The organism is Mesorhizobium sp. M1D.F.Ca.ET.043.01.1.1 (genome assembly GCF_003952385.1).
Lineage (GTDB): Bacteria > Pseudomonadota > Alphaproteobacteria > Rhizobiales > Rhizobiaceae > Mesorhizobium.
The window spans coordinates 2,445,554-2,461,856 of record NZ_CP034444.1 but is presented as its reverse complement, the minus strand read 5'-3'; the positions used below and the strand labels follow the sequence as shown (position 1 = coordinate 2,461,856).

Sequence of the window (16,303 nt, the reverse complement as noted above, 5' to 3'; positions counted from 1 at the left end):
GATGGGCAGGTCGATCGAGGCGCCGGCGCGCGAGGACATGCTGTGGATCCCCGGCGGCCAATTCCTGATGGGCTCGAACAGCCACTATCCCGAAGAGGCGCCGGCGCACCGCGTTGTCGTCGGCGGCTTCCGGATGGATCGCACGACCGTCACGAATGCTGAGTTCAGACGCTTTGTCGAGGCCACAGGTTACGTCACGCTGGCCGAGCGTCCGGCAAATGCGGCGGATTATCCTGGAGCCGGCGCGGAAGCCTTGGCGCCGGCATCAGCCTTGTTCGTCAGGCCCTCGCGCGGGATTGATCGCAACAATCACTACAACTGGTGGGCTTACGTGCGCGGCGCCAATTGGCGGCATCCGCGCGGGTCTGCCAGCGGCCTCAAGGGGCTCGAAAACCATCCCGTCGTGCACATCGCCTACGAGGACGCGGAAGCCTATGCGGCCTGGGCGGGAAAGGCGCTGCCGACCGAGGCCGAGTGGGAGTTCGCCGCGCGCGGCGGGCTGGACGGCGCCGAATTCGTGTGGGGCGACGAACTGACCCCAGGTGGTCAGCATATGGCCAACACCTATCAGGGCGAATTTCCATTCCGCAACGATTGCGAAGACGGCTACGAATGGACCGCGCCGGTCGGCTCGTTCCCGGCAAACGGCTACGGGCTCCATGACATGGCCGGCAACGTCTGGCAGTGGACCACGGACTGGTACCAGGAGCACCGCCGCATCGAGAGCCCCTGCTGCACGATGGAAAATCCGCGCGGCGGCGAGCGCGACGCGAGCTACGATCCGCTGACGCCCGACGTCAGGATTCCGCGAAAGGTCACCAAGGGCGGGTCTTTCCTGTGCGCCCCCAGCTACTGCCGCCGCTACCGCCCGGCGGCTCGCATGGCGCAGCCGGTGGACACATCGACCTGTCACCTCGGCTTCCGTTGCATCATGCGTCCAGCCTGATGGCTGTCCTGCGCTCGGCAGGTGCCATTGCGCGCAGAAAGTCCGAACTGCGAGTCCGGGCAAATGCGTGGGCAGGTTGACGGGACGATACCGGCTCGGTTTCAGGCCCGCCGATACCACCGAAAATACCAACGCCTCGGCCCGTTGGACGAAGTTTGCCGAACCGCGATGAAATTCGCTGAAGCACGACTTCCGTGTCGAAAGACAAACAATTCGGCTGCTTGCGGAGACTGAAGCATAGAGGCTCCGGCGAGAGGGCATGTCGGGCGAAGAGGGGATGCTGCCAGAGGATTGCGCAGTGGTAACGGCGACCAACGAAATATTGCTGTGGCTTGGTTCGGTTCCTGAATATCACGCCAAGCTAAACGCCAACCACCAGCGCCCCGCCGGTCAACCCGGCACCGGCCGCTGCGAACAGCAATTTCTCGCCCGGTCGAAAGGGATTGGCGCTGTGAGCAACCGACAATGACAGAGGTATCGTCGCGGCTGACGAGTTGCCATAGTCGGTGATGGTCTTGACGATCCGCTCATCCTCGATGCCGAGCGACTTGCCGACGGCGTTGAAGATGCGGGCATTGGCCTGGTGCGGCACGAAGCGGGTGACGTCCGGCGCCGAAAGGCCGGCTGAAGCCAGCGCCTCGGCAGAACAGCGGCTCATCATCTCCACAGCCTTGGCGAAGACTTCGCGGCCGTTGGCGATCGTCATGCGGGTTTCTGCGATGTCGATTTCGTCGGAGAACGGACGGTTGCTGCCACCCGCAGGGATGTGGATCAGGTCGTAGGCGGAGCCGTCCGAGGCGAAGGAGGAGCCGAGGATGCCGTAGCGGGGATCGCTTGAGGGGGCGAGCACCATGGCGCCAGCGGCATCGGCGAACAGCACGGCGCTCGCCCGCTCGGCCGGATTGATCCGACGGCTCAGAATGTTGGCGGCGATGACGATGGCCGGCTTGTTGTGCAGGCGCACGAAGCCGTCGGCGAAGGTCAAGGCATAGATGAATCCCGCGCAGGCGCCGGCCAGGTCGACGCCGCCGGCCTTTTCGAGGCCGAGCTTGTGCGCCACCAGCGGCGCGCTCGGCGGCAGCAGATGGTCAGGCGTCGAAGTCGCCAGCAAAAGCAGGCCGATCTCCTGGCGATCGATCCCGGCTGCCTCCAGAGCCATGGCGCCCGCCTTGGCCGCCAGTCCCGAAAGCGTGTCGCCGGGCTCCGCCCAGAAACGCGAGCGGATGCCGGTGCGCCCCTCGATCCAACCTGCCTCCAGCCCGAGGCTCGCCTCGATCTCGGCGTTGCCGACCCGGCTCGCCGGCACGTGATGGCCAAGGCCAATGATGCGCGCGGTGCGGTTCATCTCCTGTCGCCTGCAAGCTCGGCCGCCTCGTCTATTGCCGCGTAGAGGCGGTCGAGCTCATCCGATGTTACGCAATAAGGCGGCAGCAGGTAGATGACGTTGCCGAGCGGCCGCACCAGCAATCCGCGATCGAGGAAGAAGGCGCGCAGCCTTGGGCCGACCTCGGCGAGATAGCCTGCGTTGCCGACGCTGAGGTCGAGCGCGGCAATGGTGCCGGTGGTGCGCACATTCTCGAAACGCGCGTCCCCCTTGAACCGCGCAATCTTCTCGGCCTGCATCCGCGACAACGCGACAACGCGCTCCGCCACAGGCTCGTCGTTCCAGATGCCGACATTCGCAAGTGCCGCCGCGCAGGCGATCGGGTTCGCCGTGTAGGAGCTCGAATGGAAAAAGGTCCTGGCTCGGTCCTTTGAGTAATGCGCACGAAAGATCGCATCGGTGGCAAGTGTCGCCGCAAGCGGCAACGAGCCGCCTGTCAGTCCCTTGGAGGTGCACAATATGTCGGGCGCGATCGCTGCCTGCTCACAGGCGAAGATGGACCCGGCGCGGCCCCAGCCGGTCATGACCTCGTCGGCGATGAAAAGCGTTTCGGAGCGCTCGGCAATGTGCTTGAGTTCGGCGAGAACTGAAGCCGGATACATCAGCATGCCTCCGGCGCCGAGCACCAGCGGCTCGACGATCAATGCGGCAGCCTCGCGGTCGCGTGCCAGCCGTTCGAAGGCGTCGAGCGTTTCCTGCTCCCGGCCGGCGGCGGGAAATGGGATTGTGTCGACCTGGAACAGCAGGGGCTCGTATGCGGCATTGAAGACGCCGCGCGCGCCGACGCTCATCGTGCCGATGGTGTCGCCGTGATAGCCGTGTTCCATGACGACGATGCGCGAGCGCGGCGCGCCGTTGTTGCGATGATAGCCCAGCGCCATTTTCAGCGCCACCTCGACGCTGGTCGAGCCGCTGTCGGAATAGAAAACCCAGTCGAGGCCCGCCGGCGCCATGTCGACCAGCGCCGAAGCCAATTGCTCGGCCGGCTCGTGGCTGAGACCGGCGAAGATCACCTGGTCCAATGTCTCAGCCGCGTTGCGGATCGCCTCCATGATCTTCGGGTGGCGATGGCCATGGGTGATGACCCACCACGAGGAGATTGCATCGAGTATGCGGTTGCCCTCGCGGGTCTCGACATAGGCGCCTTCGGTGCGCGCGATCGTCGGCGGCACCGGCTCGGTGGCATGCTGGGTGAAGGGATGCCAGACCGCGGTGCCACTCATGACCGGCCCTCCGTGAAGTCGGTCACGTTGAAAGAAGCCCACATGGCCGCGAAGAGCGCCTCCGGCGTCAGCGGGTCGACGCGGGGCAGGCGACCGAGAATGCGCACCTTGCCCATCTCGGCGATCGTCTTTTGCGTATCGGCCATCTCGTCGCCGATGAATGCGATGCCGAGCAGCGGTATGGAGCGGGCACGCAGAGCTTCCAACGAAAGCAAGGTGTGGTTGATGGTGCCGAGCGCCGTGCGCGCGCAAAGAATGACGGGCAGCTGCCATTCCCGGAAAATATCGATGAACCTCGTCTGCCGATTGAGCGGCACCATCAGCCCGCCGGCACCTTCGATGATGAGCGTGCCTGGCAACTCTGGAAGCGAGAGCTTTGCCGCCTCGATCGCGACGCCGTCGATTTCGGCCGACCGATGCGGCGATAGAGGCATCTTCAGACGGTACACTTCAGGCACGACGCGCCCCGCGGGCAAGCCGGAGAGGCGGGCAACGACTTCGCTGTCGGTCTCCTCGTCGAGACCCGATTGAACCGGCTTCCAATAGAAGCCGTCGAGCAGGCCCGCGAGGCCAGCCGAAAAAACAGTCTTGCCGACACCGGTGTCGGTGCCGGTCACGACGATCCGTGGCGTCATTGCCAGCGCTCCCATTCCTCGGCAAGAGCATCGAACAGCGCCGAAACATCGGCCTCGCCGACATTCAACGTCAACGAGATGCGCAGCCTCGCCGTGCCCTCCGGCACAGTTGGAGGGCGGATGCCGCGCACGTCGAAGCCGCGCGATTGCAAGGCCTCCGCCAGCGCCATGGCGCGCGCGTTGTCGCCGACGATGATCGGCAGGATCTGCGAACCGCTCGCAGGCAAGCCGAGCTCCTCGGTCCTCTTGCCCGCAAGCGTGACCAACTGGGCCAAACGCTCGCGACGATCGGGCTCCTGGGCGACGATGTCGAGGGCCGCCGCCGCTGCCACCGCAATAAGCGGCGAGGGCGCCGTGGCGTAGATGAAGGGACGGCAGCGGTTTACGAGATAGTCGCACAGCACCGCCGGAGCGGTGACCAGCGCGCCGGACGCGCCCAGCGCCTTGCCGCAGGTGTGCAGCACCACGACATTGTCGCGGCCTTCGAAGTCGTGCGCGAGCCCGCGCCCGTCCGCGCCGTAGACGCCGGTGGCATGCGCCTCGTCGACAAACAGGAATGCATCGTGGTGGTCCGCGACCGAGATCAGCTCAGCGAGCGGCGCCCGGTCGCCATCCATGCTGTAGAGGCTCTCGACCACGATCCAGGGTCGGCCGGCGCCGCCTCTCGCGCGCCAGGTTCGGATTGCATCGTCCACGGCACTCGCTTCGTTGTGCGCGACTTCCGCCACTTCGGCGCGACCGGCCCGCGCCCCCTCATGGGCGCTGGCATGGATGAGTTCGTCCAGCACCACCAGGTCACCCTTCTGGGGCAAGGTCGTGAGCACCGCGAAATTGGCGACATAGCCGCCGCCGAAGAAAAGGGCGCGCTCCGTGCCGAAGAAGCCGGCTGCCTTGGCTTCGAGCGCCTCGTGTTCCGGGTCATTGCCGCGCAGCAGCCGCGAGCCGGTCGCCCCGACGGGGGTGCCGGCGGCTAGCGCAGCAGCAACCGCATCAGCCAGGCGGCTTGAGCGCGCGAGGCCGAGATAGTCGTTGGAGGCGAAGTCGGTGCCCGAGCGGGCGCTGAGGTTCCGCAAGCGGTCCTTGCGGGCCAGCCCGCGCAAGCTGGCCTCGTAGCGGTCGAGCAGCGCTCGGCCGTTCACCCGCCCGTTCACTGGGCGTCGCGCTCCATCGGCTTGATGCCCAGCCGGCGGAACAAAGCGCTGTCCTTGTCCTCTCCGGGGTTCTCTGCGGTCAGCAAGGTGTCGCCGACAAAGATGGAATTGGCGCCGGCGAAGAAGCACAGCGCCTGCATCTCGTCGCTCATCGCCGTGCGGCCGGCCGAAAGCCGCACATGCGATTTCGGCATCATGATGCGGGCAAGCGCGATCGTGCGCACGAATTCGATCGGCTCGATCGGCTCGGCCTCGCCGAGCGGCGTGCCCTCGATGGGGATCAGCATGTTGATCGGCACGCTGTCGGGCGGCTCCGGCAGGTTGGCCAGCGTGACCAGCATGTCGATGCGGTCTGCCTTCTCCTCGCCCATCCCGACGATGCCGCCGCAGCAGACCTTGATGCCGCTGTCGCGGACGTTGGCAAGCGTGTCCAGCCGGTCTGCGAAGGTCCGGGTCGAGATGACCTCGCTATAGTAGCGCTCGGAAGTGTCGATGTTGTGGTTGTAGTAGTCGAGGCCGGCCTGCTTGAGCCGCTGTGCCTGGCCGAGGTCGAGCATGCCGAGCGTCATGCAGGTTTCCATGCCAAGCGCCTTCACGCCCTCGACCATGGCGACCACGGCGTCCATGTCGCGTTCCTTGGGGCTGCGCCAGGCGGCCCCCATGCAGTAGCGCGTGGCGCCTGCGTCGCGCGCCTTCCTGGCTTCGGCGACGACGCGTTGAACCTCCATCAGCTTCGAGGCCTTGAGGCCCGACTGATGATGCGAGGACTGGCTACAGTAGCCGCAATCCTCGGGGCAACCGCCCGTCTTGATCGACAGCAGGCGCGAAAGCTGCACCCGGTTGGGATCGAAATTCTCGCGGTGGATGGTCTGGGCCCGGAAGAGCAGGTCGTTGAACGGCAGATCGTAGACTGCCTGTGCCGCTTCCCGGATCCACTGGCTGGACGCTCCTTGAGTCGAGCCCAAGGCGGCATTCAACTGTAGTTCGACGTTCATGCCATCTCCATCGTTTGGATGTTCATTCGCGACCGAATTCCGGTGAACGGAGCTTCTCTTGGCCAAACTGGACATTTATGCCGGCTCATGAGCGCCGGTTTCTGTTCAAAGGTCACGCGCGTTGATCAAAGACACGCTTCGCTACCGGCAATCCAGCCCAATATCAAGGATCGGCGCGCTGTGCGTGATCCAGCCGACCGAAATCAGGTCCACGCCGGTTGCCGCGATCGCTCGCGCCGTCTGCGCAGTCACCCGGCCGGATGCCTCGGTGATGGCGCGGCCGCCGACCATCGCCACCGCCTCGGTGAGCTGCTCGACCGACATGTTGTCCAAGAGGACCGCGTCAACCCCGGCCGCGAGCGCCAGGTCGAGTTGCTCGAGCGTGTCGACCTCGACCTCGATCCTGACCATGTGACCGGCGCGGGCGCGCGCCCGCTCGATGGCGGTACGGATGTCACCGGCGATCGCGATGTGGTTGTCCTTGATGAGCACGGCGTCGTCGAGGCCGAAGCGGTGATTGGCGCCGCCGCCGGCGCGCACGGCATATTTCTCCAGCGCGCGAAGGCCAGGCGTCGTCTTGCGCGTGCACACGATCCTGGCCTTGTGGTCCCGCACGGCATCGACGACCGCCGCGGTCTGCGTGGCGATGCCGCTCAGATGGCAGAGCAAGTTGAGCGCCGTCCGTTCGGCCGTCAGCAGCGCGCGGGCGGGTCCATGCACGGTCGCGATCGCATCGCCGGCCGAGACGGCGGCGCCGTCCGGATGGATCACGGTGACTTCGACGCTCGGGCCGATCAGCTCGAAGGCGAGGGTGGCGACGTCGATGCCGGCGATCACGCCCGGCTGCCTTGTCGCGAGCACCATCGTCGCGGCGGCGTCGACGGGAACGATCGCGTCGGTGGTGATATCGCCGGCGCGTCCCAGATCCTCGAGCAGGGCCGAGCGTACCAGCGGCTCCACCATCACGCGCGGCAGCGGTGTCAGCGTCATGATCAGGCCCTCCTGCCGAGCGGTGCGGCGGTGTCGGAAAGGGATGCTGCCGCCGCAAGCGCCTCGTCGAGCGTCAACCGCAGCGATTTCGATTGAGCGTCGCGACGGGGGAAATCGCTGCGGAAATGCGAGCCCCGGCTTTCCTCGCGGCGAAGGGCGGCGATCGTGATCATCAGCGCGACCAGCGCAGGATCGGACGCGGCATCGGCTCTCGCGGCAATCGGCGCCAGGGCTCTTGCCGCATCGCGCAACGCCTCGCCGTCGCGCTCGATGCCGAGCGCGTGCGAGACGATCGGGCGGATGCGCGAAGCATCGGCTCGCGGCGGAACGATCGCGGGCTTCAGTCGTCTCGGCATGCCCGGAGAGGCGGCGGCGACGCTTGCCGCGACCCAGGCGGCGCAGACCACCGCTTCGACGAGCGAGTTGCTGGCAAGCCGGTTGGCGCCGTGCAGGCCGGTCCGGGCGACCTCGCCACAGGCCCACAGGCCGCGCAGCGAGGTTCGGCCCCCGGCATCCACCGCCGCGCCGCCCATGTGATAGTGGGCGGCGGGACGCACGGGGATCGGCTGCAAGGCAGGATCGATGCCGGCCTCGCGGCAAAGCGATGCGATCGCCGGAAAGCGTTCGACGAATCTCGGTCCGAGACACTGTCGGGCATCGAGGAAGACGCGATGTCCGGCGCGAAGCTCGCGCCACACGCCGCGTGCCACGACATCGCGCGGCGCGAGCTCGCCGCCCGGTGTGTCGCCAAGGAAGCGCCGGCCGTGCTCGTCGACGAGCACCGCGCCTTCGCCACGTACCGCCTCGCTGACCAGCGGCATCGGCTGGCGCGCGCCGTCGAGCGCGGTCGGATGGAACTGGACGAATTCGAGATCGGCGAGCTCCGCGCCGGCGCGCGCAGCCAGCGCCAGGCCCTGGCCGAACGAGCCAAGCGGGTTGGTCGTGTGATCGAACAGCCCGCCAAAGCCGCCGGTCGCGAGCACCACGCGGCCAGTGGGAAGCGAGATGGCGTCGCCGTCTCCAACCAGCAGCACGCCCGTGATTTCGCCGTCCTCGACGAACAGGCGCCGGGCTTCGACGCCTTCGAGGATCGCTATCGAAGGTGTGCGCCGCACGGCGGCTGCGAGCGTGCGAACCAGTTCCCGGCCGGTGGCATCGCCGCCGGCATGGACGATGCGCCGGCGCGAATGCGCGGCTTCGAGCCCGAGCCGCAACGAGCCGTGCGGAGCACGGTCAAAGGCAACGCCCAGCCGCCCGAGGAATTCGATCGCCTGAGAAGCGGCTTCGACGATGCGTCTTGCCACCTTCTCATCGCAAAGTCCGTCGCCGGCCGCGAGCGTGTCGGCAAGATGCAGGTCCGGGCTATCATCGCTGCCGAGGCTCGCTGCAATCCCACCCTGTGCAAGTAGGCTGGAGGCTTCGTCCCCAAGATAGGTTTTGGAGATGATGACAACCGGCTCAGGGGCGAGATGGAGCGCCGTCGCCAGGCCAGCAATGCCGCCGCCGATAATGACAGGCAGTCCGTGGAGGTGGTGCATGGTCATATGGCGAGCATCCGCTCCACCGCCTGGCGCGCTCGCTCGGCGACATGCGGATCGATGGTGACGATGTGACGGTTCTCCTCGAGCGCGGCGCGGATGTTGGCGAGCGTGATGCGCTTCATGTGCGGGCAGAGATTGCACGGGCGCACGAAATCGACGTCGGGATGCTCGACGGCGACGTTGTCGCTCATCGAGCATTCGGTCATCAGCACGACGCGCGCCGGCTTGTGGCGTCCGACATAGTCGGACATCGCCGCGGTCGACCCCGCGAAATCCGCCGCCGCGACAACCTCCGGCGGGCACTCGGGATGGGCAAGCACGGTGACGCCGGGGTGCGCCTCGCGCAGCTCGCTTATGTCGGCGGGACTGAAGCGTTCGTGCACCTCGCAATGTCCCTTCCAGGCGATGATCTCGATCTTTGTCTGCGCCGCGATGTTTTTTGCCAGGTATTCGTCGGGCAGCATGGTCACCCGTGGCGCGCCGAGGGATTCCACGATCGCCAGCGCATTGCCCGAGGTGCAGCAGATGTCCGACTCCGCCTTAACGGCGGCGGAGGTGTTGACATAGGTTACGACCGGCAGGCCGGGATAGCGTTGCCGCATCAGGCGCACGTCGAATGCGGTGATGGAATCGGCCAGCGAGCAGCCGGCGCCGAGGTCGGGAATGAGTACGGTCTTGCCCGGATTGAGGAGCTTGGCCGTCTCGGCCATGAAATGCACGCCGGCGAGCACGATGACGTCGGCATCGACGGTCATCGCCTTGCGGGCGAGCGCAAGGCTGTCGCCGACGATGTCGGCCACGCAATGGAAGATCTCGGGCGTCTGGTAGTTGTGCGCCAGGATGACGGCATTGCGCTTTCGCTTCAGCGCCAGGATGGCTTCGATGTCATCGGCGAAGGCCGGCCATTCGATCGGCGGGATCACCCGGCGCACGCGATCGTAAAGGGACGCGGCGGTCGAAAGCGGGGTTGGCATTGGCGCTCCAATTATTCTCTATGTGAGTATAATATGGATATATACTTACTTTGAGAATAATGGTTGTCAAGGGCGCGATAGTGGCAATTTCGGTCCCGCGACAACCCGCTCGTCCAGGACGGCGTGGCGGAAGCGGAAGAGTTTCGCCGGCCGGCCGACCGTGTCGGCGGTTGTCTCTCCCGTCTCCTCGACCAGTTCCTGCTGCTCGATGAGACGCCGGAAGTTCGGCTTGTGGAGCAGCCTTCCGGACAGCGCCTCCACGGTGCGTTGCAGCTGAAGGAGGGTAAAGACCGGCGGCATCAGCTCGAACACGACAGGCCGGTATTTGATCTTGGAGCGCAGCCGCGCGATCCCCGTGGCCAGGATGCGCCGATGGTCGGCTGTCATCGGGACGCCGGGAACAGGCGGGGATGCGCCAGGCCGCGGCCCGCGCATCGCTTCCTCGATCAGGGCCGCCTCGTAGAGCAGTTCATAGCGCTGCAGGACAAGCTCTTCATTCCAGTCGCGGCCGTCGAAGCCAAAGGCGATTGCGGCGCGCTGCCGGCGCTCGCGCTTCATCTGGTCTTGGCCGGCGCCGTCCGCCCAGGCGAGCAGGCGCGGCTGCAGAATGTCCGTCGCGATCGAGGGCACGCCGGAGCGGTGATCTTCCCAAGGGAAGTAGTCGTACCAGCCCCGCCAGGCCCGCTTGCCCGATCCAGCGGCTGGTTCGACGCGGGTCAGGGCGAGATAGCTGATCGAGATCACGCGCTGCTGACGTCGCTCGCCGATTCGGTCGCTGTCGGCAAAAGTGTAGAGCTGCTCGATATAGCCGAGCTGGTGGCCGGTCTGCTGTTCCACCCATGCCCTGAGGCCGGACTGCAGGGACCGATGGCCAAGCTCGAAGGGACCCGAGGGCAGGCCACTGCCTGGCCCGACGGTCAGAACGCTCGGCCCCTGATCGGTGACCGCCACGACCACTGCGATCAGATCCACGCTGGCGTCCTGGACGTTGCTTGAAGGTCGTCCTCTGTTGGTTGCTGCTGCTTGGTCCTGCATGATTCACGAGCGCGTCGATCAGAGACGATTCTGGAAGCTGAATCGGATCGCTGCGAAGGTGGACTGCGACCGCTCACCCGTCAACGGTGACCGGGGACTCCGCACCGGGCATGGGATTTGCAAGGCCGGAAGAACGCGGCCAGGCTCTAGGACACGAGCACGACCGAGAACGGGCCGGCGCAGAAGAGCTTGTCGTTCACTTTCCTGACGCCGGCGACGTTCTCGGCGGCGACGATCGCCGCCTTTCGCTGACGTTCGTCGAAGATCGCGCCGGTCAATTCGACAACCCCGCTGTCGACGACGACGCCGATCAAATCGCCGCCGCTCCACGGCTGGCTCCGAAGCTCGGTCAGGATGGTATCGCGGATCAGTTCGTCGTCGCAGGTCGTCGCGCTGGATTTCGGGATCATCCGCAGCAGGGCGCGCAGCAGGTCGGTTCGGGTGATGATGCCGACAGGCTTCTCCGCCTCGACGATCGGCACGTTCTTGATGTCGTGGCGGGCCATCAAAGCGACAATCTCGGGCAGCGAAGCGGCGGGCGGCGCAGACACGACTTCGGTCGTCATCACCTCGTCGACCCGCCGGCCGTTGGCGCGAGCATATTCGTCGGCGATCTTGCCGGGGCCGGCCAGGAATTCGAGCCAGCGCAGTCGCGTAAGCTCCGTGCCGAGCTCCGCCCGCCGCAGGAAATCACCCTCGCTGAGGATGCCGGCCATCGTACCATCGGCGCGCGTGACCGGCAGGCAGCCGATGTTCATCGACAACATCAGTTCGACTGCATCGGCGATCGAGGCAGCCGTGTCGATCGTGATCGCCGGGGTCGTCATTATGGCACTGGCCTGCATGTCCGCCTCCACCCTTCTCGGATGTTTATGAGATACTCCGGCCGCCCTGACCTGGCTCATTTTCGGCGCCCGATATCCTTCCCGGTGTCGTCCTGATCGATCAGTATCCGCTCGGCGGCTCCATCGAGATCCTCGTATTGGCCGCTGCGCAGCGCCCAAAGGAAGCCCGACAGGCCGAGCGCTCCCAGGAACAGGGCGACGGGAATGAGATAGACGAGCGTGGTCATGGGCGGGCCACTCCCACCACATCGGAACGGCGCCTGGTCGGAGTTACCTCGGGAATCGCATTCGCCGTGGCCTGCAGGCGCATCGCATTTGCGATCACGATCAACGATGAAGCGGACATGGCGACCGCGGCGATGAGCGGGGTCACATGTCCGAGGATGGCGATCGGAACGGCAAAAGCGTTGTAGACGATCGCGATGGCGATGTTCTGGCGAATGAGCCGGCCGGCCTTGCGCGACATTTCCATGGCAAGAGGGACCGCGAGGAGGCTTTCGCGCAGGAAGACGAAGTCCGCGGCCTTGCGGCCAATGTCGGCCGCGCTTGCCGGAGCGATCGAGACATGCGCCGCGCGCAGCGCCGGCGTGTCGTTGAGACCGTCGCCCACCATCAGCACCTTGTGTCCCGCACGCGTCAGCGATTCGATCCACTCAACCTTGCCCGAGGGCAGCACCGCCGGCACGAAATTCTCGATCCCCAATGTACCGGCAACTTCACTGCAAGCCTTCTCAGTATCGCCGGACAACATATCGACCGACACGCCGGCGTCCTTCAATTGCCAGATAGCCGCCCTGGCGTCCGATCGGGGCGCGTCCTCGAAGGCGAAGCATCCGACGATGCTCCCATTCTTCGAAAGCACCGTGCCGCCATAGCCGCCGATCTTGCCTTCGCCGCCGGTGCGAGCCTTCCACCCGGCCCAACCGCGCCGGCCCAGGCGCCAAATGTCATTCCCGGCGATCGCTTCGATGCCGAAGCCGGGTTCTTCGCGCACGGAGTCGAGCTTGGGCTCACCGGCAAAGCCCGCATAGGCGGCAATGGCCTTTGAAAACGGGTGCCGCGAATGGGCTGCCATGTCAGCGGCCATCGCGAGCATGGTCGGATCGATCTCGGACGCGTTGATGAGCCTCGGCTGCCCCATGGTCAGCGTTCCAGTCTTGTCGAACACAGCCGTGTCGATCGCCGCGAGGCGCTCCATCGCCGAGCCGTCCTTGACCATGACGCCGGCTTCGAACAGGCGCCGGGCCGCCACCACCTGGACGATCGGCACAGCGAGGCCGAGCGCGCAGGGACATGTGATGATGAGCACGGCGATGGCGATGGTCATAGCCCGGTGCCAATCGCCGGACGCGACCATCCAGCCGAGAAATGTCACAAAGGCCGCCAGGTGGACCACGGGCGCGTAGAGCGCCGATACGCGGTCGGCGATTCGCCGATAATGCGAGCGGCCGCCTTCCGCGGCTTCCATCAGGCGAACCATTTCCGCCAGGAAAGAGTCCTTCGCGGCGGCGGTTGCCCGCATCGTCAGCGGACCCGTGAGGTTGAGTATGCCGGCCTGGACGTATGTCCCGGCGCTCACAGCCTTGGGCGCGCTCTCGCCGGAGACGATCGAGCAGTCGAGGTCGGAATTCCCGCTGGTTATGTCGCCGTCGACCGGTATCCGTTCTCCGGCCGCGATGAGCAGGCGCATTCTCGGCATGAGTTCGGCGACGGGCACGTATTCGCGCGTGCCGTCGTCCCGCAGGACCACCGCCCCACGCGCCGCAAGTCGCGAAAGGCCGTTGACGGCTGTCCGGGCCCGCTCGCGCATGACATGGTCCAGCGTGCGGCCGATCAGCAGGAAGAAGAGCAGCGATACCGAGGCATCGAAATAGGCATGCTCACCGTGATTGACGGTCTCATAGAGGCTCATCGCGTAAGCCAGGGAGACGCCCACCGCGATCGGCACATCCATGTTCATCCGGCCATGGCGCAATGCGTTCGCCGCGGAGCGGAAATAGATGCCGCCGGCAAAGGCGAGAGCCGGAATGGCGATCAGCGCGGACAGCCAATGAAACAGATCCCGCGTCGGACCTTCGGCGCCCGACCAGACCGACACCGACAGCAGCATGATGTTGCCGGCCGCGAAGCCTGCCACAGCGACGGCGCGGATCAACTCCGAAAGCGTCTTGTCCTTCTCGTGAATTTCCGGGTCGAACAGATGCGCCTGGTAGCCCATCCGACCGAGCACGGCAAAGAATGGCGGGACGCTGTCTCCGTGCCAGCGAATCGACACGCGCTTCGTCGACAGGTTGACGCGAGCGGCTTCAACGTTCTCGACCTTGCCGAGCGCAGCCTCGATCGCCTGAATGCAGGCGCCGCAATGAACCATCGGCACCGACAACTCGGTCTGGTGAAGGTCGCCGCCCAGGCTGCGGCTGGCGAGCTTGATCTCGTCGCTCGACGGCGTAGCGGACACCGTGGCGGCGACCTCCAACGCCATTTCGGCACCCGGCGCGCAGCAGCTCATTGCAGGGTTCCCTTCGCGATCATGATGCGACGAACATCGCGGAACGGCAGCGTCAGTCCGGCATCGGCATCGATCTCCACGATCCATACGCCGTCCTTCGGTGTGTGCCGGGCGGCAAACTCCTGCGTATTGCCGGGAGAGGCGTCGACGGCCGCGGCGAGCGTCACCGCTTCATCCTCGGCCTCGTAGGCCGGGTGGCGGAACAGCATTCTGACGCCGTCCAGCGGCACCGGTTTGCCCTGGCTGTCGACAAGGCTGTAATGGACCACACCGGAGGCGATGATCAGCTTGCCCGTCCAGCCGAGGGCCGCCTGCGCCCTTCCTTTCCTTGCTTCTTCGTTGAACTGCTGGCTGGCAACATAGGTGTTCTCGACGACGAGGCCGGTCCAACTCCTGCGCGCGAGCGTGGCCATGGTGACGTTGACCCCGATCACCACCGCGAAGAAGGCGAGGATGGAGATCAGCATGTGCCTGCCGGTGAACTCGCGCGGCTTTTGCGTATCGGTGCTCATTTGCCGTTCTCCGGCGCGTTGAAACTGGCGGTGTAGGCGGCGGATTCGGAACCCGCCTGGTCGGCGATGCGGAATTCGAAGCTTTGAATCGGCTTCTTGATCTGGGCCGCGGGCTGCCGGACGAAGACCTTCAGCGTCTTCAGCCGGTCAGGTTCGACCGAAATGGGAAACGAGCGGCTCGGAGGCTGGTCGATGCCGACGACGCTCATCTCACCGCCGTCGAGACCCTCCAGCCTCACCTCGATCGTCCTCGGCTCGGGGATCATGTTGAGCAGCTTGACGGTGTAGCCGTTGCGGATCGAGCCGTCCGAAAGCGTCACGAATTGCGGATTTCTGTCATGCAGGACATTCAGCTCCAGCCTCTCGCGCGTCAGCAGCGAATAGACGAGCACCAGTCCGATCGCCGACCATACGCCGAGATAGATGTAGGTCCGCAGCCGGAAGATCTTGCCCAGGTGGAAATGTGCCAGGCCATCGACGAAGTTGCCGCTCGCCGTTCTCACGCGCGCCGGATCGACCGGGCTGGTGCCGCCCGAAGTCGCCACCGCCATGTTGGCGTTGTAGTCGGCCAGCGTTGCATAGGAGATCAGCCCGCGTTCGCGGCCGAGCTTGTCCATGACGCTGTCGCAGGCGTCGATGCACAGCGCGCAGGTGATGCATTCCAGCTGCTGGCCGTCGCGGATATCGATCCCCATCGGGCAGACGGCGACGCAGGCGTTGCAGTCGACGCAGTCGCCGACCGATTGCCCGGTGGCCGTGGCCTTCTTGGCATGCCGTGACCGCGGTTCGCCGCGCCAGTCGTTATACGTCACCGTCAACGAATTCTCGTCGAGCATGGCGGCCTGGATGCGCGGCCACGGGCACATGTAAGTGCAGACCTGCTCGCGCATCAGTCCGCCGAAAACATAGGTGGTGCCGGTCAGGACAAGGATCGTGACATAGGCGACGGGCGCCGCCGCGCCGGTGACGACTTCGCCGAGCAACGTCGGCGCATCGGCGAAATAGAAGATCCAGGCGCCGCCCGTGGCAACCGCGATGGCGATCCAGATGGCATGCTTGGATACGCGCAAGAACAGCTTGCGAGCGTTCCAGGGAGCGGCGTCGAGCTTGATGCGGGCATTGCGGTCGCCTTCGATCGCGCGTTCCACGACAAGGAAGAGGTCGACCCAGACGGTTTGTGGGCAGGCATAACCGCACCAGGCTCGCCCGACCGTCGATGTGATCAGGAATAGACCGACGCCCGCCATCATGAGAAGGCCGGCAACGTAGTAGAATTCCTGCGGCCAGATCTCGACGAAGAAGCAATAGAAGCGCCGGTTCGCCAGATCGAGGAGCACAGCCTGGTCGGGTGCGAAGGCTCCGCGGTCCCAGCGCAGCCAGGGCGTGAGATAATAGATGCCGAGCGTGATCGCCATCACCAGCCATTTGAACTGGCGGAAACGGCCCGAGGCACGCTTGGGAAAGATCTTCTTGCGCGCCGCGTAGAGCGGCTGTCGCGTCTTGGCGGAGTTGACCGCCTCGGCCTCAAGCCGTTCTACCTGCGTTTGATCCAGCACGACGTTC

General features: G+C 65.6%; 15 protein-coding genes. 1 reads left to right on the top strand and 14 read right to left on the bottom strand.

Features of this window, described 5'->3' with window-relative positions; translation table 11 throughout:
* Position 1: 1 nt before the first annotated feature.
* Positions 2-946, top strand: a complete 945-nt coding sequence (locus tag EJ067_RS12070) for a formylglycine-generating enzyme family protein (protein ID WP_126089592.1) — start codon at positions 2-4, stop codon at positions 944-946.
* A gap of 361 nt (positions 947-1,307) precedes the next feature.
* On the opposite strand, the gene EJ067_RS12065 is transcribed toward EJ067_RS12070, so the two are convergent.
* The 14 genes from EJ067_RS12065 to ccoG all read right to left on the bottom strand — a co-directional run bounded on the left by EJ067_RS12065 (position 1,308) and on the right by ccoG (position 16,296).
* Positions 1,308-2,291, bottom strand: a complete 984-nt coding sequence (locus tag EJ067_RS12065; protein ID WP_126085898.1) for a beta-ketoacyl-ACP synthase III — start codon at positions 2,289-2,291, stop codon at positions 1,308-1,310.
* Positions 2,288-3,553: an adenosylmethionine--8-amino-7-oxononanoate transaminase gene (locus tag EJ067_RS12060; protein ID WP_126085897.1), complete on the bottom strand. Its 1,266-nt coding sequence runs from the start codon at positions 3,551-3,553 to the stop codon at positions 2,288-2,290. The genes EJ067_RS12065 and EJ067_RS12060 overlap by 4 nt, the downstream gene beginning before the upstream one ends.
* Entirely contained in the window at positions 3,550-4,188 is a 639-nt protein-coding gene (gene bioD, locus EJ067_RS12055) for a dethiobiotin synthase (RefSeq protein ID WP_126085896.1), read from the bottom strand. The genes EJ067_RS12060 and bioD overlap by 4 nt, the downstream gene beginning before the upstream one ends.
* Positions 4,185-5,327 (bottom strand): 8-amino-7-oxononanoate synthase, encoded by a 1,143-nt coding sequence (locus EJ067_RS12050; RefSeq protein ID WP_126089591.1) that lies wholly within the window; start codon positions 5,325-5,327, stop codon positions 4,185-4,187. The genes bioD and EJ067_RS12050 overlap by 4 nt, the downstream gene beginning before the upstream one ends.
* Positions 5,328-5,335: 8 nt before the next feature.
* Positions 5,336-6,334, bottom strand: a complete 999-nt coding sequence (gene bioB, locus EJ067_RS12045; protein ID WP_126085895.1) for a biotin synthase BioB — start codon at positions 6,332-6,334, stop codon at positions 5,336-5,338.
* 141 nt (positions 6,335-6,475) lie between these two features.
* Complete coding sequence (gene nadC, locus EJ067_RS12040; protein WP_126085894.1) at positions 6,476-7,324, bottom strand: carboxylating nicotinate-nucleotide diphosphorylase; 849 nt, start codon at positions 7,322-7,324, stop codon at positions 6,476-6,478.
* Between the two features lie 2 nt (positions 7,325-7,326).
* Positions 7,327-8,868: an L-aspartate oxidase gene (locus EJ067_RS12035; RefSeq protein ID WP_126085893.1), complete on the bottom strand. Its 1,542-nt coding sequence runs from the start codon at positions 8,866-8,868 to the stop codon at positions 7,327-7,329.
* Complete coding sequence (nadA, locus tag EJ067_RS12030; protein ID WP_126085892.1) at positions 8,865-9,839, bottom strand: quinolinate synthase NadA; 975 nt, start codon at positions 9,837-9,839, stop codon at positions 8,865-8,867. The genes EJ067_RS12035 and nadA overlap by 4 nt, the downstream gene beginning before the upstream one ends.
* A 66-nt stretch (positions 9,840-9,905) precedes the next feature.
* Positions 9,906-10,874 (bottom strand): hypothetical protein, encoded by a 969-nt coding sequence (locus EJ067_RS12025; protein ID WP_126085891.1) that lies wholly within the window; start codon positions 10,872-10,874, stop codon positions 9,906-9,908.
* A gap of 146 nt (positions 10,875-11,020) precedes the next feature.
* Positions 11,021-11,719 (bottom strand): CBS domain-containing protein, encoded by a 699-nt coding sequence (locus tag EJ067_RS12020; protein ID WP_126085890.1) that lies wholly within the window; start codon positions 11,717-11,719, stop codon positions 11,021-11,023.
* 56 nt (positions 11,720-11,775) lie between these two features.
* Positions 11,776-11,946: a cbb3-type cytochrome oxidase assembly protein CcoS gene (gene ccoS / locus EJ067_RS12015; RefSeq protein ID WP_126085889.1), complete on the bottom strand. Its 171-nt coding sequence runs from the start codon at positions 11,944-11,946 to the stop codon at positions 11,776-11,778.
* A complete protein-coding gene (locus tag EJ067_RS12010) occupies positions 11,943-14,228 on the bottom strand; it encodes a cation-translocating P-type ATPase (protein ID WP_126085888.1) in 2,286 nt (761 codons plus the stop codon). The genes ccoS and EJ067_RS12010 overlap by 4 nt, the downstream gene beginning before the upstream one ends.
* Positions 14,225-14,740: a FixH family protein gene (locus EJ067_RS12005; protein WP_126085887.1), complete on the bottom strand. Its 516-nt coding sequence runs from the start codon at positions 14,738-14,740 to the stop codon at positions 14,225-14,227. The genes EJ067_RS12010 and EJ067_RS12005 overlap by 4 nt, the downstream gene beginning before the upstream one ends.
* A complete protein-coding gene (gene ccoG, locus EJ067_RS12000; RefSeq protein WP_126085886.1) occupies positions 14,737-16,296 on the bottom strand; it encodes a cytochrome c oxidase accessory protein CcoG in 1,560 nt (519 codons plus the stop codon). Before ccoG ends, EJ067_RS12005 begins: the two co-directional genes overlap by 4 nt.
* Positions 16,297-16,303 lie beyond the last annotated feature (7 nt).

Bases quoted from the DNA above. Each gene is read 5' to 3' on its own strand.
- nadC (WP_126085894.1), bottom strand. From the start codon at position 7,324: ATGACGCTGACACCGCTGCCGCGCGTGATGGTGGAGCCGCTGGTACGC.
- bioD (WP_126085896.1), bottom strand. From the start codon at position 4,188: ATGACGCCACGGATCGTCGTGACCGGCACCGACACCGGTGTCGGCAAG.
- EJ067_RS12025 (WP_126085891.1), bottom strand. From the start codon at position 10,874: ATGCAGGACCAAGCAGCAGCAACCAACAGAGGACGACCTTCAAGCAAC.
- EJ067_RS12070 (WP_126089592.1), top strand. From the start codon at position 2: ATGGGCAGGTCGATCGAGGCGCCGGCGCGCGAGGACATGCTGTGGATC.
- EJ067_RS12020 (WP_126085890.1), bottom strand. From the start codon at position 11,719: ATGCAGGCCAGTGCCATAATGACGACCCCGGCGATCACGATCGACACG.
- EJ067_RS12005 (WP_126085887.1), bottom strand. From the start codon at position 14,740: ATGAGCACCGATACGCAAAAGCCGCGCGAGTTCACCGGCAGGCACATG.
- bioB (WP_126085895.1), bottom strand. From the start codon at position 6,334: ATGAACGTCGAACTACAGTTGAATGCCGCCTTGGGCTCGACTCAAGGA.
- EJ067_RS12035 (WP_126085893.1), bottom strand. From the start codon at position 8,868: ATGACCATGCACCACCTCCACGGACTGCCTGTCATTATCGGCGGCGGC.
- nadA (WP_126085892.1), bottom strand. From the start codon at position 9,839: ATGCCAACCCCGCTTTCGACCGCCGCGTCCCTTTACGATCGCGTGCGC.
- ccoS (WP_126085889.1), bottom strand. From the start codon at position 11,946: ATGACCACGCTCGTCTATCTCATTCCCGTCGCCCTGTTCCTGGGAGCG.
- EJ067_RS12010 (WP_126085888.1), bottom strand. From the start codon at position 14,228: ATGAGCTGCTGCGCGCCGGGTGCCGAAATGGCGTTGGAGGTCGCCGCC.
- EJ067_RS12065 (WP_126085898.1), bottom strand. From the start codon at position 2,291: ATGAACCGCACCGCGCGCATCATTGGCCTTGGCCATCACGTGCCGGCG.
- EJ067_RS12060 (WP_126085897.1), bottom strand. From the start codon at position 3,553: ATGAGTGGCACCGCGGTCTGGCATCCCTTCACCCAGCATGCCACCGAG.